Source organism: Nostoc sp. PCC 7524 (assembly GCF_000316645.1).
GTDB lineage: Bacteria > Cyanobacteriota > Cyanobacteriia > Cyanobacteriales > Nostocaceae > Trichormus.
This window is the reverse complement of the sequence record NC_019684.1, coordinates 5,046,163-5,069,542: the sequence shown is the minus strand read 5'-3', so window position 1 is coordinate 5,069,542 and position 23,380 is coordinate 5,046,163. Positions and strand designations below refer to the sequence as shown.

The 23,380-nt window shown below is 40.5% G+C and carries 16 protein-coding genes; 6 read left to right on the top strand and 10 right to left on the bottom strand.

All coding sequences use genetic code 11. The features are described 5' to 3' along the window. Positions 1 to 36 precede the first annotated feature (36 nt). The 3 genes from NOS7524_RS20525 to NOS7524_RS20515 form a co-directional block, all read right to left on the bottom strand. On the bottom strand, positions 37 to 372 hold the full coding sequence (locus NOS7524_RS20525; RefSeq protein ID WP_015140399.1) for a HesB/IscA family protein: 336 nt from the start codon (positions 370 to 372) through the stop codon (positions 37 to 39). Positions 373 to 579: 207 nt separating this feature from the next. After that, positions 580 to 999, bottom strand: coding sequence for a phosphomannose isomerase type II C-terminal cupin domain (locus NOS7524_RS20520; protein ID WP_015140398.1), 420 nt, complete (start codon positions 997 to 999; stop codon positions 580 to 582). Between the two features lie 311 nt (positions 1,000 to 1,310). Beyond that, the gene (locus tag NOS7524_RS20515) at positions 1,311 to 3,362 is read right to left on the bottom strand and encodes a phosphodiester glycosidase family protein (protein ID WP_015140397.1); all 2,052 of its coding nucleotides are present in this window, start codon (positions 3,360 to 3,362) and stop codon (positions 1,311 to 1,313) included. A gap of 861 nt (positions 3,363 to 4,223) precedes the next feature. Between NOS7524_RS20515 and gltB the strand changes: the two genes are divergently transcribed. Continuing rightward, the gene (gene gltB / locus NOS7524_RS20510; protein ID WP_041555875.1) at positions 4,224 to 8,921 is read left to right on the top strand and encodes a glutamate synthase large subunit; all 4,698 of its coding nucleotides are present in this window, start codon (positions 4,224 to 4,226) and stop codon (positions 8,919 to 8,921) included. 235 nt (positions 8,922 to 9,156) lie between these two features. On the opposite strand, the gene NOS7524_RS20505 is transcribed toward gltB, so the two are convergent. Beyond that, positions 9,157 to 10,068: a polysaccharide deacetylase family protein gene (locus tag NOS7524_RS20505; protein WP_015140395.1), complete on the bottom strand. Its 912-nt coding sequence runs from the start codon at positions 10,066 to 10,068 to the stop codon at positions 9,157 to 9,159. A gap of 1,354 nt (positions 10,069 to 11,422) precedes the next feature. Here NOS7524_RS20505 and NOS7524_RS20500 point away from each other — a divergent pair. Next, positions 11,423 to 12,976, top strand: coding sequence for an ArnT family glycosyltransferase (locus NOS7524_RS20500; protein WP_015140394.1), 1,554 nt, complete (start codon positions 11,423 to 11,425; stop codon positions 12,974 to 12,976). A gap of 18 nt (positions 12,977 to 12,994) precedes the next feature. Here NOS7524_RS20500 and NOS7524_RS20495 read toward each other — a convergent pair whose 3' ends face one another. The 3 genes from NOS7524_RS20495 to NOS7524_RS20485 all read right to left on the bottom strand — a co-directional run bounded on the left by NOS7524_RS20495 (position 12,995) and on the right by NOS7524_RS20485 (position 17,277). Beyond that, entirely contained in the window at positions 12,995 to 14,254 is a 1,260-nt protein-coding gene (locus NOS7524_RS20495) for a hypothetical protein (protein WP_015140393.1), read from the bottom strand. A 47-nt stretch (positions 14,255 to 14,301) separates the two neighbouring features. Continuing rightward, entirely contained in the window at positions 14,302 to 15,702 is a 1,401-nt protein-coding gene (locus tag NOS7524_RS20490) for a DUF2079 domain-containing protein (protein ID WP_015140392.1), read from the bottom strand. 267 nt (positions 15,703 to 15,969) lie between these two features. Then, the gene (locus tag NOS7524_RS20485) at positions 15,970 to 17,277 is read right to left on the bottom strand and encodes a mannosyltransferase family protein (protein WP_041555398.1); all 1,308 of its coding nucleotides are present in this window, start codon (positions 17,275 to 17,277) and stop codon (positions 15,970 to 15,972) included. A gap of 402 nt (positions 17,278 to 17,679) precedes the next feature. Between NOS7524_RS20485 and NOS7524_RS20480 the strand changes: the two genes are divergently transcribed. After that, positions 17,680 to 18,876, top strand: a complete 1,197-nt coding sequence (locus tag NOS7524_RS20480) for a 1-deoxy-D-xylulose-5-phosphate reductoisomerase (RefSeq protein WP_015140390.1) — start codon at positions 17,680 to 17,682, stop codon at positions 18,874 to 18,876. A 575-nt stretch (positions 18,877 to 19,451) separates the two neighbouring features. Continuing rightward, positions 19,452 to 19,649 (top strand): hypothetical protein, encoded by a 198-nt coding sequence (locus NOS7524_RS20475; protein WP_015140389.1) that lies wholly within the window; start codon positions 19,452 to 19,454, stop codon positions 19,647 to 19,649. A gap of 42 nt (positions 19,650 to 19,691) precedes the next feature. On the opposite strand, the gene NOS7524_RS20470 is transcribed toward NOS7524_RS20475, so the two are convergent. Together NOS7524_RS20470 and NOS7524_RS20465 are read right to left on the bottom strand one after the other, a co-directional pair. Next, complete coding sequence (locus NOS7524_RS20470; RefSeq protein WP_015140388.1) at positions 19,692 to 20,192, bottom strand: acyl-CoA thioesterase; 501 nt, start codon at positions 20,190 to 20,192, stop codon at positions 19,692 to 19,694. Between the two features lie 45 nt (positions 20,193 to 20,237). Continuing rightward, positions 20,238 to 20,525, bottom strand: coding sequence for a DUF2470 domain-containing protein (locus NOS7524_RS20465; RefSeq protein WP_015140387.1), 288 nt, complete (start codon positions 20,523 to 20,525; stop codon positions 20,238 to 20,240). Positions 20,526 to 20,765: 240 nt separating this feature from the next. Between NOS7524_RS20465 and NOS7524_RS20460 the strand changes: the two genes are divergently transcribed. Continuing rightward, complete coding sequence (locus tag NOS7524_RS20460; RefSeq protein ID WP_015140386.1) at positions 20,766 to 21,527, top strand: metallophosphoesterase family protein; 762 nt, start codon at positions 20,766 to 20,768, stop codon at positions 21,525 to 21,527. A 15-nt stretch (positions 21,528 to 21,542) separates the two neighbouring features. On the opposite strand, the gene NOS7524_RS20455 is transcribed toward NOS7524_RS20460, so the two are convergent. Next, positions 21,543 to 22,400, bottom strand: a complete 858-nt coding sequence (locus NOS7524_RS20455; RefSeq protein WP_015140385.1) for a M48 family metallopeptidase — start codon at positions 22,398 to 22,400, stop codon at positions 21,543 to 21,545. A gap of 384 nt (positions 22,401 to 22,784) precedes the next feature. On the opposite strand from NOS7524_RS20455, the gene NOS7524_RS20450 reads away from it, so the two are divergent. Further along, complete coding sequence (locus tag NOS7524_RS20450; protein ID WP_015140384.1) at positions 22,785 to 23,321, top strand: DUF4330 domain-containing protein; 537 nt, start codon at positions 22,785 to 22,787, stop codon at positions 23,319 to 23,321. Positions 23,322 to 23,380 lie beyond the last annotated feature (59 nt).

Here is a 23,380-nt window from a genome sequence, read left to right as displayed (position 1 = left end):
GTCAAACTCTCAGATTATTTATTTTTAATTTTTTGCTTAAGCCACCGTTGGAGTAGTAGAGAAGGAATTGCCACAGCCACAGGTAACAACAGCTTGAGGATTATGAAAGCGAAAACCTCCACCCATCAAATCCTCTGAATAATCTATTGCTAACCCATTGACGTAATCCCAGCTGGTGGCATCTATGACTACTGACAGGCTGTTAACCTCAAAAACGCGATCGCCTGCCTCGATCTGTTCATCAAAAGACATATCGTAAAACCAACCGGAACAGCCACCGGATTTAACTGCTAACCGAAAAAACTTGTTTGGTTGTTGCTTTGCGCGTAAGCGACTGATTTCAGTTGCTGCTGCTTGGCTCACATGAATCATGAAATATAATTTAGCCGATCCAAAACTCCATATCTAAGTATTACAGATGGATCGCCTACAAAAGTCATTAGTTGAAAATTGGGGATTGGGGACTGGGGATTGGGGATTGGGGACTGGATAAAAATCTACCTTGTCTCCTCTGCCCCTCTGCCCCTCTGCTCCCTGCTTCGTCTCATCTCCCCAGCCCTAAACCCCTACACCCTAAAATTAATTGGCAGTGCGGGCATAATCATCTTGGTAGCGAATAATATCATCTTCACCCAGATATTCGCCATTTTGAACTTCAATCAGTACCAAAGGAATTACTCCAGGATTCTCTAATCTGTGGGCAGTACACTGAGGTACGTATGTCGATTGATTATTGCTGAGTAATACTTCTTCGTCACCACACACTACCCTAGCAGTACCAGAGACAACAATCCAGTGTTCACTGCGATGATGGTGCATTTGTAGACTGAGGCGATGTCCAGGCTTAACTTCAATCCGCTTAATTTTATAACCGCGTCCTTCTTCTAAAACGGTGAAAGAACCCCAAGGACGCAGTTCAGTGGCAGCAACACCCCGGCTAGCGATCGCACTCGATAGGGTCAAAGTGCTAGTTTTTGTGGTTTCTTGATGTTGAGCCATAGTTACCTCATTTGTAGACATAACAAACCGTCATTACTCTTAACTCTTAACAATTGATGGAAAACTTCTGAGCAATTTTACAACCGTGAAAATCAGCAATTTAGTTTTTCTCTGCTAAACATAGCAAAGCAAAACTTTGATAGGTAAGGAATCTTTGCTCAAATTATTGGTCTACACCAAGTCTTCATTAAGCTGAATGGCAGCTTATTCTCTACTTTAAAAAGGGATTGGGGATTGGGGACTGGGGACTAGGAAGAAGCAGGGGAGTATGAGGGAAGGATTTTCCCCATACTTCCTGTCCCAATTCCCTATTACCTTGGTTGTAGGAAAATGCCAATACCGTTATGTACACGAGCAGCAGTGTTAGGATAACGGTCTAGTAGTTGTCCTCCTAGGTAAAGACTAGTGGAACTACCGCCGTCTAAGTTGAGGGCATTTACACAGCCTAACAGCTGCATTAATTGGGCGTATTCTGCCAAAGTGGGACCAGGGCCACCTGCGCGATTATGTACAGCAGTAATCATCAAACTACCGTTGGCAGTTGTGCAAATGCCACTGCGACTAGCCTTTTGGGCAATGAAGGCTTTACTAAATTGTTCGGCTTGAGCATCGAGGACAATTTGACTATTTTGCAGCAGTAAAGGCCCAGCACCGATAATGTGGGGATAACGATTAAACTCAGCAGGCGTAGTGGTGCTACTGATACGGACAGCAGAACCCACAGCTAATTGAGATGCTGTGTTGGTGGCGCTACCACGTAAAGTTAATAAATATCCGTCTTTGGGAATGGGAAGGTTAGTTTGACCAGCTTTACCACCTGCTAATTGATTGGTGATTTGGTCTTTTTGGACAACCAGGACAATTTCATTGTCTGTTAGGGGTGTATAGGTTTCCCCCCAAACCGGGGTGTAACGAGCAATACCACTTTGTACATAGCCACTGTTGAGAAACAAAATTGGTAATCGCAGGTTATTAGCAGCAATTAAAGTTTCTTGTAGAGTCAGGCGACCAAAGTGAAATTGTCCAGAATCATTCCAGGCGATCGCACCTCGGTTGAGAATAGGACTAGATAACCATTGACCATCCCGACGCACTGCACCCAAGGGTAATCTGTTATTGCGGTTAAAATAACCAGCGTTGATGGCGGCTACAGCTAGATATCTTTGGGCTGTTTGAATAATGGGGGCTGTGCCTATTAAAGTACCTGCGGTTGCCACCATAGGTTTTAAAGTTAGTCCCACAGTCCGGGGATTGACTTCTAACCACACTACAGGAAATCGGTCTGCACCTAAATTGATCAACTGTTGTCGCCAACGTAATCCTGTAGCCCAGTTGATATCTCTTGTGTTTAGAGCATCGGGTCGTAAATCAATTACTAGGCGATTAGGATTAGCTATGCTGCTAATTTGGGGAGATAAATCCAATGGAACGCTCAGACTGATCAAAGTCTGATTATTCACCACCTCTACTTTTTGAATCAATGGCTCTAATCTTTGATTTGACTGTGATTGTTTGAGCTGATTGGGTTGTAAGATTGGGGACTGGGTTGCAGGTAAGGGTGTATATCGCTGAATTAAACTAGCATCAGCTATACCATCCAAGACAATTGTCCACTCTCGGTTAACTGGTGCAGATGCGTTAGGAACTGGGCTGTTGGGATCATCAAGTAGGGTTTTGATTGGTAATCCTTGTCTGACTTGCCAAGGTGTAGGGCGATCTAAATCCAAAACAATGCGAGCTGTTTGCAAAGGGCTACTATTGCTAACTATGGCAGGTCGTTGACTTTGGCGAATATTTTTAACTTGCGCTGGCGGTGTGGTAATTACTAAAGTATTACCTCGGACTTGCATCTGCCATCCTGCGGTTTGGGCTAAATTAGTCACATCAAGATAGCGATAGCCAGCCAATAGAGCCGTATTTAAAACTAATGATTGATTACTTGCGGAAAACCACTGAATTGGTTGCCTGGCTGTATTGTTGCTGCTTAATAAGTCTATTCCTATCAATTGCCGCAAAGCACCATCACTGATGAATGTTCTGACTTGATTTGTCCCTCCTGGTTGCTGCCACCAAGCTGCGGGCAGATTGCGACCATTTAAGGAAATTTGGCTACCAGCAGATGAGGCAGATTGTGAAATTAATTTGGAATTGGCTTGAGCATCAGATAGTGGTGTCTGGGCGTTGGCGGCATAGCTAGCAGACAAACACAGTGATATTACAAGTATTGGTGATATAGTCGCCTGTAATAAGCTGTAATTTAACTGCTTGGCGTTGGCGCAGCCTCTCATAGAGATGACGTTCTGCCCACCGTTGGCGATCGCACTGTAGTTTTGTTTTCGGTGACAATTTGGCATTTTTACCATAATTAATCTTGGTAGTTTGCAATCCTATTATTCAAATCACAGGTTAACTAATTGTCGGCAAATCTTAAAAAATAGCGATTCAAGTTGGGAATAAATGTGATATTGTATATATTGGCTTTCTATCTCTTAAAGTCATATCTGATAAGCTTGCCGCGAAAACCACTGTGACTAAATACTTTAACTAGCAATAGTTATCACCAGACTATAAACAGTAGTATTGGTTGTAAAATCTGAATTAAGATATTACATCAAGGATGTAAAGTATTTTTTGTTGCTAACTTGAAACAGTCATGAGTGCTGAGTAAAAATTACTAGCCTCTAGTCTCTAGTCCCTATTTTCATCCGTTATTGGTGTAAGAGTTCATGGTGGCTACTTAATAGTTCAGTTCTAAACGGTAGTAAAAACAGTGGCAACAGTTTATTAGTGAAAAACTCAAAATAACAAACAATACTTAGGAATTGTCAAATGGGCATATAGCATACAGTGTAATACGCTGATTTTGCCAATAAATCAGGATTCATTAGCTTGGAATACTGTGAAGCATTGATCTGGGTTTTTGTTCCTCGTCACCAGATTGCTTAATTTTCTCAAAAAAGATATTTAATCTGCGACCAAAAAATTGAGCAGGTATACAGCTTCACGATATAAATAGAATGCTCTCAGGCAAAGGTATTTTGTCAAACACAGGATAAATACATAAGAAATAGCGTAAACAACGTCAGCATTTTAACGAGGGTGGTTTTACAAACACCAAAGTTAAAATTTTTTTTCCCTAAATTTCGGTGATTTGTATATTGATGCAGCACGAAATTTAGAAAATGTTTTCACAACCAGTGGCGAAAGTGACTCAGGAACAGGCTATGAATGATAAATCGATGAATCAAAACCCAGAAATCACAGCGAAAATTAACTCAAGAGATACCTACCAGGGGCAAAGGTGGTTAGTAGAGGAACGAGATGCCTGTGGTGTAGGTTTTATTGCTCATCGTCAAAATCATCCCAGCCATGAAATTGTGGCAAAAGCTTTGGCTGCTTTGACTTGTTTAGAACACCGAGGGGGTTGCAGCGCAGACCAAGACTCTGGTGATGGTGCGGGTATTTTGACTGCGATTCCTTGGGGGTTGTTACAGCAAGAATCTTCCCTAGGACAGATAGACTTTTCATCTACTAGCAATATTGCTTTAGGGATGATATTTTTGCCACAGGATCCAGAAGTTGCCAAAACAGCTAAAGCCATTTTTGAGCAAATAGCCACTGAAGAAAAATTAACTGTACTGGGCTGGCGAGTAGTGCCAGTACAACCGCATTTACTGGGGATACAGGCACGAGAAAATCAACCCCAAATTGAGCAAGTCTTGTTAGCAGCTGATAAAACTGGTGATGACCTAGAAAGGGATCTGTATATTACCCGTCGCCGCATAGTTAAGGCAGCGAAAAATATCTCTGAGGAATTTTACGTCTGTTCCTTATCCAGTCGCACAATTGTCTATAAAGGCATGGTGCGTTCCGCCGTTTTGGGAGAATTCTATCTAGATTTAAAAAATCCCGCTTATCAAAGTGCCTTTGCTGTCTATCACCGCCGCTTTAGTACCAACACCATGCCTAAATGGCCTCTAGCCCAACCCATGCGGCTTTTAGGTCACAACGGCGAAATTAATACCTTGTTGGGTAACATCAATTGGATGATGGCACGGGAAGCAAGCTTGAATCATCCAGTTTGGGAAGATCGCTTTGCCGAACTCAAACCTTTAGTCAATATTGACAGTAGTGACTCCGCTACCTTAGATAATGTGCTGGAGTTATTAGTGCGTTCTGGTCGAACACCAGAAGCAGCCTTGATGATGATGGTGCCAGAGGCTTACCAAAATCAACCATCTTTGCGTCAATATCCTGAAATTGTCGATTTTTACGAATATTACAGTGGCTTGCAAGAAGCTTGGGACGGCCCAGCACTGTTAGTATTTAGTGATGGCAAAAAAGTCGGTGCAACCCTAGACCGCAACGGTTTAAGACCAGCTCGTTACCTGATTACCAAAGACGACTACATTATTGTCGCTTCCGAAGCTGGTGTAGTGGATGTACCAGAAGCCAACATTATCGAGAAAGGTAGACTTGGCCCTGGGCAAATGATTGCTGTGGATTTAATCAACCATGAAGTCTTGAAGAATTGGGAGATTAAACAGCGCATTGCCAAGCAACATCCTTACGGTGCATGGTTAAAACAGTACCGTCAAGATATGAAACAATTGCTCGATGGGCAAGTATCGAGTGTTAACGGCCATGGTAACGGTAATGGTAATGGTCATCTAGCACATAACGAACAACAGCCAACCAATACCATTGATAAACAAACCTTACTCCGCCAACAACTAGCCTTTGGTTACACCACAGAAGATGTAGAAATGGTGATTCAACCAATGGCTAGCAACGGCGCAGAACCGACTTTCTGCATGGGGGATGATATTCCTTTGGCTGTGTTGTCTGATAAACCCCACCTGTTGTATGACTATTTCAAACAACGGTTTGCTCAAGTAACCAACCCAGCAATTGACCCTCTGCGGGAAAAACTGGTGATGTCCTTAAAAGTTGAGTTGGGTGAGCGGGGTAACTTATTAGAACCCAAACCAGAATACGCCAGAAGGCTGAAGTTAGAATCACCAGTATTAACAGAGACAGAATTAGATGCAATTAAGTTGTCAGGATTTGCTACAGCTGAATTATCAACTCTGTTTGCGATCGCTAACGGCCCAGAAGGGTTGAAAAATGCAGTCCAAGACCTACAAAAACAAGCAGCTGAATCAGTCCGGGCTGGGGCAAAGATTTTAATCTTGAGTGACAGAGCAGGCGATGGCATCAGCACTGAATACAGCTATATTCCTCCCTTGTTAGCGGTGGGTGCTGTACACCATCACCTGATTCGTGAGGGCTTACGGATGAAAACCTCCCTCATTGTTGATACCGCCCAGTGTTGGAGTACCCATCACTTTGCTTGTTTGATTGGCTATGGAGCCGGTGCAGTGTGTCCTTACATGGCTCTCAACACCGTGCGTGATTGGTGGTTTGATCCCAAAACCCAAAGTTTCATGGAACGGGGTAAGATTAAAGCCCTCACCTTAGAGCAAGCGATAGCTAACTATCGCAAAGCTGTAGATTCGGGTCTATTGAAAATTCTCTCGAAGATGGGAATTTCACTGCTCTCTAGCTATCAAGCTGCACAAATCTTTGAAGCGATTGGGATTGGCAAAGATTTATTAGAGTTAGGATTCCGTGGTACGGCTTCCCGGATTGGAGGGTTGAGTATCAGCGAGTTAGCCCAGGAAATTCTCTCCTTCCACAGCAAAGCATTCCCAGAACTGACCATTAAAAAGTTAGAAAACCTAGGGTTTTTCAACTACCGTCCTGGTGGCGAGTACCACATGAACAGCCCAGAACTGGCAAAAGCACTGCACAAAGCTGTTGATGGCAAGAAATACGACCACTACGAAGTTTACAAGCAGTACCTCCACGGCAGACCAGTGACAGCGTTGCGGGACTTGCTAGATTTCCAAAGCGATCGCTTACCCATTCCCGTAGAAGAAGTAGAGTCAGTCAGTGAGATTGTCAAACGCTTCTGTACCGGGGGGATGTCCTTGGGAGCGTTGTCACGGGAAGCCCATGAAGTCTTGGCGATCGCCATGAACCGCCTAGGTGGTAAATCCAACTCTGGGGAAGGTGGGGAAGATCCAGTCCGTTATAAAGTTCTCAACGATGTCGATGAGTCTGGACACTCATCCACCCTGCCCCACCTGCGCGGCTTGCAAAATGGTGACACAGCTTCTAGTGCGATTAAACAAGTTGCATCGGGACGTTTTGGTGTGACACCTGGCTATTTAGCTAGTGCCAAACAAATCGAAATCAAAATTGCCCAAGGTGCAAAACCAGGGGAAGGTGGACAACTACCAGGACCAAAGGTGAGTCCTTACATTGCGATGTTAAGGCGTTCCAAACCCGGTGTCACCTTGATTTCGCCACCCCCACACCATGACATCTACTCGATTGAAGACTTGGCGCAGTTAATTTTTGATTTGCATCAAATTAACCCCAAAGCCCAAGTATCAGTGAAGTTAGTGGCAGAAATTGGGATTGGGACGATCGCAGCTGGTGTAGCGAAAGCTAACGCGGATATTATCCAAATTTCTGGTCATGATGGTGGTACGGGTGCATCACCACTGTCGTCTATTAAACACGCTGGTTCACCTTGGGAATTGGGATTAACCGAAGTACATCGTGTCCTAATGGAGAATAGCCTGCGCGATCGCGTCCTATTGCGTGTCGATGGCGGTCTCAAGAGTGGTTGGGACGTGGTAATGGGTGCATTGATGGGTGCAGAAGAATTTGGCTTCGGCTCCATCGCCATGATTGCTGAAGGTTGTATCATGGCGAGAATTTGCCACACCAACAACTGTCCTGTAGGTGTTGCTTCCCAAAAAGAAGAACTACGGAAACGGTTTACAGGGATCCCAGAACATGTTGTCAACTTCTTCTACTTCATTGCAGAAGAAGTCCGGCATCTGTTAGCAAAACTAGGCTATCGTTCTTTGTCGGAAATTACGGGACGTGCTGATTTACTCCAAGCACGAACAGACGCACAACTCACCAAAACCCAAGCACTCAACCTGAATTGCTTGCTGCAACTACCAGATACCAAAGCCAACCGTAGCTGGTTAGTGCATGAAGAAGTCCATAGCAATGGCCCTGTTGTAGATGATCAACTGTTGGCTGATCCCAACATTCAAGCTGCCATTCGCAACCAATCTACTGTGACTAAGAATGTGGCTATAGTCAACACCGACAGAACAGTGGGCGCGAGATTAGCGGGTGCGATCGCTTCTCAATACGGTGATAGCGGCTTTGAAGGACAAATTAACCTCAACTTTACAGGCAGTGTGGGACAAAGCTTTGGTGCTTTTAACCTCCCTGGAATTATTCTCACCCTAGAAGGAGAAGCCAACGACTACGTAGGTAAAGGGATGCACGGTGGAGAAATTATTATCAAACCACCAGCAGATGCTAAATTTGACCCTGCACAAAACGTCATAGTTGGCAACACTTGCCTTTACGGTGCTACAGGTGGGGTTTTATTTGCCAATGGTTTAGGGGGAGAACGCTTTGCGGTGCGTAACTCCAAAGGTGTAGCTGTGATTGAAGGTACTGGGGATCACTGCTGCGAGTACATGACTGGTGGCACAATTGTGGTGTTGGGTAAAGTAGGACGTAACGTAGCGGCAGGGATGACTGGTGGACTAGCTTACTTCTTAGATGAAGATGGCTCTTTCCCTGAGTTAGTTAACCGCGAAATTGTCAAAATTCAACGGGTAATAACAGCAGCCGGAGAGAAGCAGTTACATGATTTAATTACAGCTCATGCAGAACGCACTGATTCAGCAAAAGCTAAACACATCCTGCAAAATTGGCAAGAATTCTTACCTCAGTTCTGGCAATTAGTACCACCTTCTGAAGCTGACAGTTTAGAAACAAACCCTCAAGCTGTACCAGAAAAACATTTGAGTTCAGTTTAGTTATTAATCATTAGTCAAAAATCATTAGTAAGTTGACAATGACTTTTGACTAATACCAATTTATTTGTAGAGACGCGATGAATCGCGTCTTTTTTAATTACGAATTACGAATTATTGCCATATAGATTAGGACATCAAGCAATCATAAAACCGTTACACTAAAAAGCTTTCAAGTCCGTCACCTGTCACCTGTCACCTGTCACCTGTCACCTGTCACCTGTCCCCTGTTATAGAATTACTTTTTGTTAGCAATTAATCTTTGGTATTTATCTTGCATTTCTAAAAGTTCTGGAACAGTCACAAAGTCATAACCTTGATTGCGAAATCTGCTAATTATTTCTGGTAAAGCTTGTACAGTTTGGGAGCGATTACCACCACCATCGTGCATGAGTACAATACCACCAGGTTTTGACTGTCTAAGAACATTGTTGACTAACTGTGGTACGCCAGGACGCGAGTAATCAATTGAGTCAGATGACCACATAATAACTGCATACTTTTGATTTCTAGCATGAGCTACCAAACCATTGTGCATCATGCCTCCAGGTGGTCGAAACAAATTTGTTTTCACACCAGTAACGTTGTAAATGAGATTGTTTGTATTATCAATTTCATAAGCAGCTACTTTAGGATTCATGAAGTGATACCAATGGTGCCATGTATGATTGCCAATGGCGTGACCTTCTGCAACTACCCGCCTTAGTATGTCGGGATAGTTCTTCACATTTTGTCCAACAACGAAAAATGTTCCTTTAATATTATTTTCTTTGAGAATATCTAATACTTGTGCAGTTGTTTCCGGCCAAGGACCATCATCAAAAGTTAGAGCAATCACTTTTTGACTTTGGCTAAGTTTTGCTGATTTGATAGTTGCTCCTTGAAAGCGTGGTGGCAAATGAGCGATCCCTTTAGCTTGCGCTTCCTGCCGCCAACTTGTGAGCATTGATGCCTTCAATCCTTCAATGCGCTTCTGTGTTCCCGCTTTCGCAGGTATAGCAATATTAGGAACATTTATACTTTGTCTACTCTGAGCATCTGAGGTATTTGGTTTGATCAACATCATTAAACCAATACTCAAACTAGCACTTAAAGCAAACAGCACAACCAATATTCCTTGTGGCCACAGCAACGACTTATTGTTTTCCACTTCATAGCTCCTTTGAGTCGAGTTGTATTAGTTACTGTTTGATGGTGATACTTAAAACATTTAACACATGATATTTTAGATACCTGGATAATTTCGGTTAATCCTGAAATTTTGTACAGAGTTTCACAGAAATTAATTAAAAAATTTCAGATTATAACTGTTCTCAATGGAAATCTAAGCTGGAAGATTTGAATTTTGGATATTTAACATCAAGAATAGTCAATAGATGAAGCTAAAAATCCGTTGCCGTATAAACTCCAAGAGTGAATTCGCAGAAACCTTTACATTCAGCTAGTCAGAAGCGCAATAAGCTATCTAGCTACGAGCCTGAGTTTTTCCCTGACTCACTAGAAAACTTCTTTCTCTCTATAGAATACATAGAGAATATTCGACAGGATTAACTATGAATTAGGGTGTTCCAAATCAGGTAAAGTTTTTAGTTTTTACCCTTGACAACTAGCTATTCAACACAGCAAAATTATTTGATTTACTATAGCATTAGAACCAATTAGTTGTGTGAATGTTGTTGCCATGAATTAGTATCATCTGTGATATGATTTCATACCAAAGATGATCCATACAATTATTTAATTGGCAGTATTCTATCTACCAAAAACTCTAGATCAATATCAATCTTAAAATTGATCACATACATTGTAATACCTACTGCCATTGTTACATTTGAAAGAAAAAATTAAATTTTTAGTACCTAAATGCTATCCTTCCTATGAGATTCGGCACTTAGGTGACACTCATCTCCAGCTAGTTTCTCATGAATCAGCATCTGTGATTAGTTAACCCATATACTCTTTGAATCTTGATTGCAAAACTATGTTATCGAATGCTGAATTTCACTTGTAACTATAGTGCTGCTACTTGTAAAGTAAAACTAAAAATAAAGATTTATTGGTTTGTTAACGGTTTTCAATAATAGCTTTATTTCTGCTGTGTTGTATTAGGTATTTGAGACATTAATTACCTATGGCTTGACACTAAATATTTATGAAGTCTCAAGTGAATGTAGGTTATTACATTATTCATATTAGAATTTAATATATCTGGTTACAGTATAATCACTGAAATTAAATGGAAATTTCAATTTAGATTATGTATATTTCAAGATAAAAACGTACACTTTCATGATTTAAGTAGATGGTAATTTTTGTTGCTTGATATATGTATGGTTGGGATGGACTACGCTTCCCTTGTGGCGATCGCATCCCTCAAATGCAAAGACAGTATAGAAAATTGATAAATTAATTTTGGCATACCGATTACTGAAGAGCCAAAAAAATTATATACATTTATGTAAATAGGTCAAATCTATAGTTAAAAACTAACTAAAATTTCTGATATGCCTCCATTCCGAGACAAAGAATGGCTATTAAGCTTATTTGTTTTATCACTGCTGTTGTGGCTCATATGTTTGGGAGATTCTCCTTTAAGGGATTGGGACGAGGGTACGATAGCACAAGTTGCCCGCGAAATTTGGCGTGCTAACTTTGGTTCTTGGCGTTGGCTTTATCCCACCCTGGCAGGGGAAGCATATCATAATAAACCGCCTTTGATCCATTTGTTAATTGCTTGGACTTATTCTCTAGGTGGTGTTAATGAATTGACAACACGTTTACCTAGTGCAGTATTAACATCTTTGGGAGTACCTCTACTTTTCTTGGTGGGGAGATTATCTTTTAACAGCAGTTTACCAGCCTTATTTACGGCATTAGTTTATTTAACAATGCTGCCTGTAGTGCGCCACGGCAGATTGGCAATGTTGGATGGTGCAATTATTACTTTTTTTTTAGTAGTCTTTTGGTGTTTACTGAAAGCACGTCATCAACCACGTTATGCGTTAGGTGTGGGATTGGGTTTGGGTTTAATTACTCTCACTAAGGGGATGATAGTTTTATTGTTGGGAGGAATTGCAGGTTTATTCGTCTTAGTAAATAAGCAATTTAATTTATTAAAAAATCCCTATTTATGGACGGGTATGTGTTTAGGAAATCTCCCGGCGATCGCGTGGTATGTAGCACAATGGTTACATTATGGTAGTAGCTTTTTACAAATTAATTTGCAATCACAAACCTTTAACCGTCTCATTGAATCTGTTGAGGGTAATAGCGGCGCACCTTGGTACTATTTAATTGAAATTCTGAAATATGGTTTTCCCTGGCTGTTATTTTTGCCAGGAGGGTTATATTTAGCTTGGAAAAAGCGTCATACTACTTGGGGTTGCTTGGTGCTTGTTGGTACAATTGTTTATCTAGGAACAATTTCTGTGATGAATACCAAGCTACCCTGGTATGTTATGCCTATCTATCCATTTTTAGCCCTAGCAACTGGTGCGAAACTGGCTGATATTTGGCAACATGGCTATTTTAAAACCAGAATTTGGACAGTATTATTTATCGTCTTTAGCATTGCAGGTTTAGGTGGTTGTGTTTATTTCGCTATGAGTGATCCCCAACCTGTACTAATTGTCATGAGTCTGGTTTTAGCTATCAGCATGAGTATTATTGCATGGTTAGTAAACAGGAGCGATCGCCGTTTTATTCCCATGTTATTTACTGGGATGTATGTAGTTTTAATTTTGTTGATGAGTTCCCAATCTTGGATTTGGGAATTAAACGAAGCATTTCCAGTCAAACCAGTGGCGGAATTAATTCGCGCCCATGTTTCACCAGGCACTCAAATTTATACTTCTTTTGCTTATAGTCGTCCCAGTTTAGATTTTTATTGTGATTGCATAGTGCAGCCTACAAACAACTCAGAATTACCACAAATCTGGGCTAATAAATCATATTTGCTGTTAAATAATCAAACTCTTAATAGCATCAATTTAACCAGTAGTAAATTTCTGGGTACGGCGGAAGAATATACCCTGATTGCACCGCAAATGAATAACTGATAGTTTTGAATTGACAGCCTAAGCTATCCATAAATTTTGTGCGAATCGCACAGAGAAAGTAATCAATAGTATGGCAAAAAACCCTATAGCTGCATATCCCCAGCGATAATGATGAGACAACAAAATACCCAAAGCAATACTGAGTGATACAATCCCATAAGCGATGCGACTCATTGATAGAGTTCCTCCAGAAGCAAAAATTAGTCCCAAACCACAACAACCATAAACCAAAATTATTGAGCTGAGTTGAGAGCGTAATTGCCATAATAAATAACTACCGCCCAAAACTATACTTATATTAATCAAAGGATCTCCAGCAAGCAGCCATGCCAATAATATTAATATAAAAAAACCATAATCTACTTTAATAACACCTAATTGTTGTCGAAAATACCATAATAAATAAGCAATAACGATAATGCTCAAAAACAACAGTGGATGCCAAGGATCTTTAATATAGCTAGACTTGGTGTTAAATTGGCCGATCATAACCTGCATCATTATCTTTAACCAACTTTGCCATTCAAATCCCAGTGAAGGCCGCCATGCTTTTTGTGCGTTAACAAATGCTAAAAAATCGCCAAATTTAATTTGACAATACAAACTATATAGGAATAAACCAGTACCACTAGCTATACTGGCAATGTAGGCTTTAATCTCCTTGCGTTCCATGAAGGATACAAGCAACAGTCCCAATATCAGTGCTACTCCTGTGGGACGAGTGGCTGTAGCCATACTACCCCAAAGAACTGTTTGACCATATTTTTTTTGATCAAAAGCTTTTAAAGTTGCTGTACTCAACAAAAGATATAACCCTTCTGTGTAAATCACTGTGCCGAATAACGACAAAGGAAACCAAGCCAGTACAGCTACTACCCATCTCGCAACTTCAATGCCATAACGGTAATTCATCCAAGAAAATAATACAATTAGTGAACCTAAAAAGGCTGCATTATTAACTAATGTACCTGCAATTTTAAATGGCAATCCCACAGTGGTTAATGCCTTTACTATCAAAGGAAATAAAGGGAAAAACACAACTGAATAGTCTTGTGTAATATCTGAGTAACCATAACCTTGTGTGACTATTTTTTCATAGTAACCACTATCAAAAGCATAAAATACATCCCAATCTACAGTTGCAGCGATCCCATTGCTTGGGGCTGGTAGAAAGGGGGCAATGAACAACATTGCAATAGTGATTAGTATTCGGCTACATAACCACATTGCCATAGCAAATAACCAATTATTGTTTAGAAATATATGTTTTTTAATCATTATTTAGTTCTTCATTTATTGAGATATGAAAATAATTTCATCAATTATTAATCATGTTTTGTGAATAAATAAACATCATCAAGTTGATAGACTTTTTGATACTTGGGATTAGTTTGTAGTTGAGCGATTAAATTCTGCACAAACTCTTGATTACTTAACCAACCAGGATGACGAAGATTTAACAAGATATAGTCGAAGTCATCTAGATTTTTCGGCACTGACTCTATATTGGTAAATTGAATCCATTTACGGTGAGTTAAATGGGGTGTAATTTCAGCACTCGTATATACACTACCTTTCGTCTTTACTAGGGCAGTTGCCTCTCGCATAGCTTGCCAAGTATCTATTGATTTTAAATATATTGACCAAAAATAGCCGTATTTTGCTAACGCTAAAAATACTACCAAAGACCACAGAATAATTAATCTTTTGCTTTGCAGCCACCCTTTACTATTTGATATTGTTTGTATAACTGCTAAAAACAAAAATGGTACGATTGGTAAAGAATATTGAAAAAACAAGTCTTTTTGTTGGATGGAATCTGCTAATAAGTTAAGTGCTAGACAAGGTATAGCTCCGACTAAGGGGGCGAGATTACGCAGTGAAAGTCCCCAAAATACAGGTAATAGCAGCAAGAATAAATAAAATAAATTTTCTACTGAAAATAAGTTACTTAAGATAAGTCCGGGATTAAAAATCAGATTTTTAGCCATCTCCGTAAAAGAATTGCCAAGATAGCTATAACGATGAATGTGGCGACTTATGGAAGCAGCAGAACCGCCAAAAAATGGGATGATGACTTGAGTTGCGATCGCAAACCAGGCAATACCTCCAACGAGTGCTATTACACCATACAACCGCCGCTTTTCAAAAATTAATAACCATACTCCCATTGCTGCAACCGTCAGAGCAAATACAGCCTTACATCCCAGCACCAAGATAATGCTGAAACAGAACCACCCAATTCTTTCCTTCCTTGCTGCCCATACCGCCCATAAAAGCAAACTTGGTATTAATGTATCTAAGTGGAAGTCATATAAATTAATATTAAAAAACAGTGGGTACAATAAGTACGCAATTACTATTGCTAAGGATATTTGTACTGTCAAACCAGCTTGACGCGCCAACAACCAAATTGGGATAGCACCACATGATAGTGCAGTAGACTGCACTGCAAATAACCAGTGTACATCCGGGTAAATTTTGTAAAGCAAAGCCAAGGAATACCACATCCAAGCAGCATGATCACCAAGGATATGAAACCCAAGTAAAGAAGAAATAGGTGTCTGTCCCTGACTAATTAAATAAACAACTTGATCAAAAATTCCTAAATCAGCAGATGCTGATTGAAACAAGGCATGGCGTACACTGCTGCATACAAAAAAAATTACAGAATTAATACAAATTATCCTAGCAATAGGAGCAAATTGATTGAGTTGACTTTTCATACCACAAAATTAAGCCATTGAAAATGGCTCAACAATAACTTCTTATCAGGTACATTGCATATTGAAGCATATTCAATATCTGATTTCTTACTAAGAGAGTAATTAGTTATAATATCGAAATAATTCAAAGTCAAATCATATCTTGCACCATTTTCAATAAGCGTCAGATGGGTATTGCCAACAACGTAAAACTAAGGGTTTGCAGCAATTTACAAGCAATGCCCACCCTACAAACATTTTTATCAAGCAACTCTAGCAAGATGTGTGTCAACCCACCCATTGTTCCTGAGCAAATCCTACAGCTAATCTGGCCATTAAGATCACAAATAAACCAAAGGTGAAATATCCCAGACGAGGATAACGAGAAAAGAACATACCTATAGCTACACTCAAAGGCACAATCCCATAAGCGAGGCGACTTAAAGATATCGTACCTCCAGAAGCTAACAACAAACCGATCCCACACAAGCCATAGAAGAAGGTAATCGGTGTCAGCTTTGCCCGAAAATACCACAATACATAACCACCACCCAAGACCATAAAAGCATTGAGTAGGTGATTAATTAATTTTTCTTCTGCTAACAGCAACAACAATAAAACTAAAGTGTAAAAGCTGTAGACTATGTTTGCAGTCTGTAAATGTTTACGGAAGTGCCATAAAAAATAGCCGCCGGTCACAATCATGCTAAACAGTAACGGATGCCAAGGGTCGTTAATTAAGCCAGATGAGTTCTGAAGCCAACCAAATTGCCAGTTTTTATCACCAACGGCAATTTGCATTAGCATATTTAACCAACCTTGCCAATCAAACCCTAGTGAAGGCCGCCAGCCTCGTTGTGCAGCGATAAAAGCTAAAGGATCATGAAACCGAACTGCACAATACGCACTAAATAGTAATACGCCAATGGCAGTTGCCAAGCCAGCAATGTAAGCAATTGGGGATCTGCGTTCTTTCCAAGCTGCGATCGCTAAGGCAGGAATCAGCGCCAAACCTGTGGGACGTGTAGCTGTCGCCATTGCACCCCAAAGCGACATCCAGCCATACTGCTGTTGATCAAAAGCCCGTAAAGCGGCTGTACTCAAAAATAAATATAATCCTTCAGTATAAATTACTCCCGTAAACATAGAACTGGGATACCAACAAACTACAGCCGTACCCCATTGTGCTACTCTCACGCCATAGCAACTTTTTAGCCATAAGTATAAACAATACAGTGCAGCTAAAAATGCCAAATTATTGATCAAAAGACCTGCAACTTCAAAGGATAAACCCAACTTCATCAATACCCTGATACTGAAGGGAAATAGGGGAAAAAATGCGAGATTATGTTGTTTGCCATCATCAACAAATTCATATCCAGTAGTAGCGATCGCACGATAATGGCTACCATCCCAAGCATCAAACATTCCCCAACCCCAACTGGATAAAATGTTTGTTGGTGATGATGGTAAATGGGGAGCCACTAACAAAATGCTCATCCAAATCAAAATTCGGCTCAAAGACCACATCACTACCGGAAAGAGAAAATCATTTTTCCATACCGCTCTCGTGATCAATATTTGAACTTTGGCCATAGGCTCCAGACGTTTCAGAAATTCCCTCATGTATTGTTTGTTATTGCCGATGCTACTGTTATGTAGTGGTATTATTTTGTACTTTAGTTTATAAAAGCTTTAATAGTAAACTAAACATTAACATAACTATGTTTTTTGGAGAATTACCATTGAGCATTGAGAAATCAAATATTTTGACCAGTATTCTAAGCATTTTTTAGGTTATGTACCTGTATGTAAATACACAAAAATGTGGCTAAAAACCGGAAATATCTCTGCTAGATCATAAGTACGTATTAGCAATAATTTTTAGGTATAAGCAATTTCTGTTCTATATGCGTATATTTATTGTGGCGATATCGCTGTTCTGAATGAGTCCGAAGCAATTTATAGTGAGAGTTATCAGTACATCCTTAAGCAATTGTGAAAGCTATAACTCTTGTTGGTTCCACCGGCTCAATCGGTACTCAGACTTTAGATATTGTCACTCAGTACCCAGATCAGTTTCGGATTGTGGGGTTGGCAGCTGGTAGCAATGTAGAAATGTTGGCTGCTCAAATTCGCCAATTTCGACCAAGCATAGCAGCGATTTCGGCGGCGGAAAAATTGCCAGCACTTCAAGCTGCTATCAAAGACCTTGATCCCCAGCCCATTTTACTGGGTGGCGAAGCGGGAGTCATCGAAGTGGCTCGCTATGGTGATGCGGAAACAGTGGTGACAGGGATTGTTGGTTGTGCTGGGTTACTACCAACAATTGCCGCCATCGAAGCAGGTAAAGATATTGCCTTAGCAAACAAAGAAACTCTCATTGCTGGCGGCCCTGTAGTTCTACCTTTAGTAGCAAAACACGGTGTCAAACTACTACCTGCTGATTCTGAACATTCGGCGATTTTTCAATGTCTCCAAGGTGTGCCAAAAGGCGGCTTGCGGCGGATTCTGCTGACTGCTTCTGGCGGTGCTTTTCGGGATTGGGATGTGGCGAGGTTAGCAGAGGTGACAGTCGCCGATGCTCTCAAACATCCTAACTGGTCGATGGGGCGGAAAATTACAGTAGACTCTGCGACTCTGATGAATAAAGGGTTGGAAGTGATTGAAGCACACTTCTTGTTTGGGCTAGATTATCAAGATATCGAAATTGTCATCCATCCCCAAAGCATTATTCACTCCCTGATTGAATTGCAAGATACTTCTGTGCTGGCTCAACTTGGCTGGCCGGATATGCGCTTACCCTTACTGTATGCTTTATCTTGGCCGGAGCGCATCTACACTGACTGGGAACGCCTGGATTTAGTCAAAGCTGGCAATCTTACCTTCCGTGAACCAGATCATCAAAAGTATCCTTGTATGCAGTTGGCTTATGCTGCTGGTAAAGCTGGCGGTTCTATGCCTGCGGTATTGAATGCTGCCAATGAACAAGCAGTGGCTTTATTCCTCGATGAGAAAATCAAATTTTTAGATATTCCTCGGTGTATTGAATGGGTGTGCGATCGCCATCAAAATGATAACTGTGCCAATCCTTCTTTAGATGACATTTTGGCAGCAGATCAATGGGCAAGGCAAGAAGTTGTCACAACTACTAAAAAGTTAGATGCTGACTCGCGTATCATTTCTGTCCATTAAAAAGTAAGTATAATCAGACAAAAAAACCAGAGGTTCACATACCCATAAAATCAGCTTTTTTGTCTATTTATAACTGTCTGCTTTTCAATACTCTGTTGTATTATAAACAACAAATATATGATGAGGATGGTGATTTTACTACACCACCCTCATCACTCTTATCTATTTAGGGATTTCCAAATCAAAAATATCCCATATGTAGTGTGCGTCAGTCAGAGAAACCTTTGACATACCAAGAGGTTACTCATACTGACGCACCCTACTAGCAATAAATTATCCTAAATTTATTTTTTGGTCTTCCCTTATTCATAATTTTTATATATATCTACGAAAAAATAAAAATATTTTTAGTATTTATGTCTAAAAAGTTGTTTTTTCAACAGGATTAAACAGTCAATTGAATGTATACTCTAAAAGCGGCAATTACTTAAAATTTTACACAAAATAAATCAATGCCTATTGTTAAAAATAACACAAATTAGGAAATATTTCATAAGTAATTGTTCCAAATGCGAAAATTTTAGCTGAGATATAAATGCCCTCTTAAAAAAGCACACTTGAAGGAATTGATATTTATGATTCCTACCTTAATTTTAGCTTGGATAGTCTTTGTAATCGTTTGGAAAGTATTAAAAGCAACTATTACAAATGCCATAACTGTTGCAGCAATTCTCATTTTATTAAATATCGGTTTTGGGATTACACCGCAAGATATTTGGGATCAAATTATGCGATTGCTTCAAACTGTAGCGCAGTTGAGAACTGGTAAGTAGAGATTGTGTACCAACCAATCTCCACCTAACCATGTTTCTGATTCAGTTATTGTGTAAAGTCGAAATCTTTGCTAAAGCATCTTTTACATTTGCAGGTAATTGACGCATAATTTTACCTCTTTCTCTATCTAATGCCACTAATGTAACTTTGGCAGTAACAAATAATTCCTGTCCATCAGAGGAAACAATAGCATAATCCCAATTGATACGGACACCTGTGACTTCATTCATCCGGGTTTTCACCAATGCGGACATACCTAACTGAAGGGAGCGATGATAGCGCACAGAAAGTTCTACAACTGGTAAGTCGCAGCCTAATGCTACTAAATCAGCAAACTCGATACCGATAGAGCGTAAACATTCTACCCGTGCTTCTTCCATCCAAGTCAAATAAGTCCCATGCCAAACAATACCAGCATAGTCAGTATGATGGGGATGTACTTTTACAGGATATGTAAACCAAGTATCAAATTCGCTAATTGAGGGCAGTTCAATGGTACTGGTGGGAGGTAATTGTGCTTGGCTAGATTGTTCTTCAGACATATTCAATACCTAAATTCCTATCCCTTAACTCTTAGTACCCAATCTTTAACTTGTAGCTTGCACCCTAGCCAGCTTCACCATTGCAATAAGAGTTTGGTGAGCATCTTCTGCATCTGCCAAAACATGATCAAATGGGATACTGAGGGGTACATTTTCCCCATTGACTTGTGCTGTTAACTCCATACCCTGAGAATCAATTGACAGCATTTGTGCTGCTGTCGCCTGCGTAACTCCGCCAAAAACCTGTGCATAAAGCAGCACAGCATTAGCATGATCCTCGTTCATATGGTTGCAGATGCGCGAGCTAATTTCAGGAGAAAACTGATCAGACATAGTAGGTTTGGGAGTCAGCAATAAAACAACTGCCTAGATTTTATAGCATTTCCCAATTACATGAGCTATGGTCTAGCCTCTAACCTCTAGCATCTAATTCTGAAATAATTTCAGCGCATTTCCTCGATAAAAACTACAATAAATTTACATTTGTCAAGTATGTTTTACCTTTATATGCGGAATCCTGACCGCTTACACTGTAGCAAAAGTATTCAGCTAATTGATTTCAGCTAAGAGCCGATGAGCGAAAATAGTCAACGTCAAATAGTTATTGGGGATGTGCATGGTTACTACGAAGGATTGATGACTTTGTTAGAAGCGATCGCTCCTGGTGTCGATGACCAAGTATATTTTTTAGGAGACTTGATTGATCGCGGGCCTCACAGCTCCCTGGTAATTGATTTGGTGAGACAACATAATTATCAATGTCTGTTGGGTAATCATGAACAGATGTTATTAAATATTCTCAGTGGTGAAAATGTCCCCTTGGCATTAATGCAAGCATGGTTACACAGTGGCGGACAAGCAACCATCGCCAGCTACCCTGATACCACCATTCCCCAAGAGCATTTAGAGTGGTTACAGACTTTACCCACTCATATTGATTTAGGTAATGTTTGGTTAACTCATGCTGGTTTAGACCCGAAAATGCCACTGGCAGAACAAACAGCCGAACAATTTTGCTGGATCAGAGAAAAATTCCACACTATAGAAGCACCATACTTTCCTGATAAGCTGGTCATTATTGGTCATACTATTACCTTCACTTTCCCTGGCGTGAATCCTGGTCAATTAGCACAGGGAAGGGGATGGCTCGATATAGATACTGGTGCATACCATCCTCGGAGCGGCTGGTTGACTGGATTCGATATTACCAATAACTTAATTTATCAAGCTAACGTTTTTACTAACTGCTTACGCAGCTTACCCTTAGCAGAAGCAGTAGTGCAAGTGGAGCCAGAGCAAATAATTGCTCGCCGTCGTCAGCAGCGAGCGTCATAGAAAAAACATAAGATGTTATAACAATGGTCGGATTTTAGCGCGATAGGCAACATTATCCAATCCATCACGTCCATTGCTGGGTTGACTCTTGATGGCACGTTGCAGGGAGTTGATGCGATCGCCAGTTGCAGGATGAGTGCTTAAGACTGTAGGAACGGAACCACCACTTCTTTGCAGCTTTTGCATAAAAGAAACCATTGCCGACGGAGCATAACCAGCCCTTGTCAATGCTCTTAAACCTCTATTATCGGCATCAAATTCATCTTGACGACTGCGGGGGCGGTTAAGTGCTAGTTCTATACCAATCCCTACGGCTGTATTGCGATCTAAACCTGTGGCTGAAGCTACGCCGCTAGCTAGTGCTTTCTGACGCATTTGCTTAATTAAATGTTTGCCGCTAATATGCCCCCATTCATGGGCTATGACACTGGCTAGCTCTGCTTCGTTATCTGCCGTTTCTATTAAACCCGTATAGAGATAAATAAAACCACCCAAAGTGGCAAAAGCATTGATATCATTACCTTGGACTATTTGGAATGTGGCTGGTAGATTTGGGCGATCGCTATTGGCTACAATCCGCCGGCCAATTTGTTCCACATAACGATTAACTTCAGGATTATTGTAAAGTTTAATTTCACTACTTCGCAATTCCTGATTCATTTGCTGGCCTAGTTCTACCTCCTGGCGATCGGATATATTTGATAGCTGGAATATTTGCACTCCCCGAAATAATAGTGGCAATAAATCTATCGCCCTTCCGGGTAAAGGTGTACTCAGGCAGAGACTCAAAGCAACTACCACCGAAATTAACGGATAAAACCAGCGTCGCCGCCATATATGGTAGTTTGTCAGCAAAGTTTTTCTGTTAACCATAATCTAATGAGTCTGGGAGAACATCAGAACAACAAGTAAGATGACGTATTTATGTTATTTAAGTTGCATTATTGACTTATGTATATAAGTATGAGAGATGGATCTGAGAGTAAATTCATGCTCACCTATTCCCGATTCTCTATGCCTTATTCCCATATTCGTAACTCATGATAAACTGGCGCATAATTCAGTTAGTAGGGTGCGTCAGTGTGAAAAAACCTAGCTGTAACAAGAAATTATTTATACTGACGCATCCCACATTTTGGATATTTTTTTATCTGGAAGCCCCTAGCTGTAATTTTCATCCCTTAGAATGAGTTGCTGATTAACTGATAAAACTTATTGCTAAAATCAATTACTCTGTTTTGATTTGGAAAATTGTTTATGGCTATTTTAGATTCCAAAGGTCGTTTATTCGGAAAAATCAATATTCTCGACTTATTTGCTGGGCTAGTAATTTTGTTAGTCATAGCAGGAATTTTCATATTTCCCGGTACTACTGGTTCTGTGGCTCAGGTTGGTGTGAAAACAGTCCCGATAGAAGTAGATTTAGTAGTTCGCGGTTTGAATGTGCGTGATACTCAACAGTTAGTTGAGCAAGGTTTTAAAACAGGTGGTAAAACTAATGTCATTATCCGTAATCAGCCATACGGTCAAATTGCTATCAAATCTGTGCAGGTTTTACCCAAAATGCTCACAGTTGGTCAACCAGATGGATCTGTCAAAGAGTTACCAGATCCCAGGACTAATAATTTTAGTACAGATATGCTTCTGACTTTAGAAGGTAAAGCACAAGTTACTGACAGTGGCCCAGTTTTAGGTAACAGTAAAGTAAAAATTGGTATGCCTTTTGAGTTGGAAGGTTTCAATTACAACTTCAATGCTTCTGTGATTGATATCAGGTTAGACAATAAAAAGTAGGGATTGGGCATTGGAAATTGGGTATAGAGGCTAATACTCTCCCTGGCTTCCCCTATTCC

Excerpts from the sequence above, each read along its gene's own strand:
- NOS7524_RS20525 (WP_015140399.1), bottom strand. The coding sequence starts at position 372 with ATGATTCATGTGAGCCAAGCAGCAGCAACTGAAATCAGTCGCTTACGC.
- NOS7524_RS20520 (WP_015140398.1), bottom strand. The coding sequence starts at position 999 with ATGGCTCAACATCAAGAAACCACAAAAACTAGCACTTTGACCCTATCG.
- NOS7524_RS20515 (WP_015140397.1), bottom strand. The coding sequence starts at position 3,362 with ATGGTAAAAATGCCAAATTGTCACCGAAAACAAAACTACAGTGCGATC.
- gltB (WP_041555875.1), top strand. The coding sequence starts at position 4,224 with ATGAATGATAAATCGATGAATCAAAACCCAGAAATCACAGCGAAAATT.
- NOS7524_RS20500 (WP_015140394.1), top strand. The coding sequence starts at position 11,423 with ATGCCTCCATTCCGAGACAAAGAATGGCTATTAAGCTTATTTGTTTTA.
- NOS7524_RS20495 (WP_015140393.1), bottom strand. The coding sequence starts at position 14,254 with ATGATTAAAAAACATATATTTCTAAACAATAATTGGTTATTTGCTATG.
- NOS7524_RS20490 (WP_015140392.1), bottom strand. The coding sequence starts at position 15,702 with ATGAAAAGTCAACTCAATCAATTTGCTCCTATTGCTAGGATAATTTGT.
- NOS7524_RS20485 (WP_041555398.1), bottom strand. The coding sequence starts at position 17,277 with ATGGCCAAAGTTCAAATATTGATCACGAGAGCGGTATGGAAAAATGAT.
- NOS7524_RS20475 (WP_015140389.1), top strand. The coding sequence starts at position 19,452 with ATGATTCCTACCTTAATTTTAGCTTGGATAGTCTTTGTAATCGTTTGG.
- NOS7524_RS20470 (WP_015140388.1), bottom strand. The coding sequence starts at position 20,192 with ATGTCTGAAGAACAATCTAGCCAAGCACAATTACCTCCCACCAGTACC.
- NOS7524_RS20465 (WP_015140387.1), bottom strand. The coding sequence starts at position 20,525 with ATGTCTGATCAGTTTTCTCCTGAAATTAGCTCGCGCATCTGCAACCAT.
- NOS7524_RS20460 (WP_015140386.1), top strand. The coding sequence starts at position 20,766 with ATGAGCGAAAATAGTCAACGTCAAATAGTTATTGGGGATGTGCATGGT.
- NOS7524_RS20455 (WP_015140385.1), bottom strand. The coding sequence starts at position 22,400 with ATGGTTAACAGAAAAACTTTGCTGACAAACTACCATATATGGCGGCGA.
- NOS7524_RS20450 (WP_015140384.1), top strand. The coding sequence starts at position 22,785 with ATGGCTATTTTAGATTCCAAAGGTCGTTTATTCGGAAAAATCAATATT.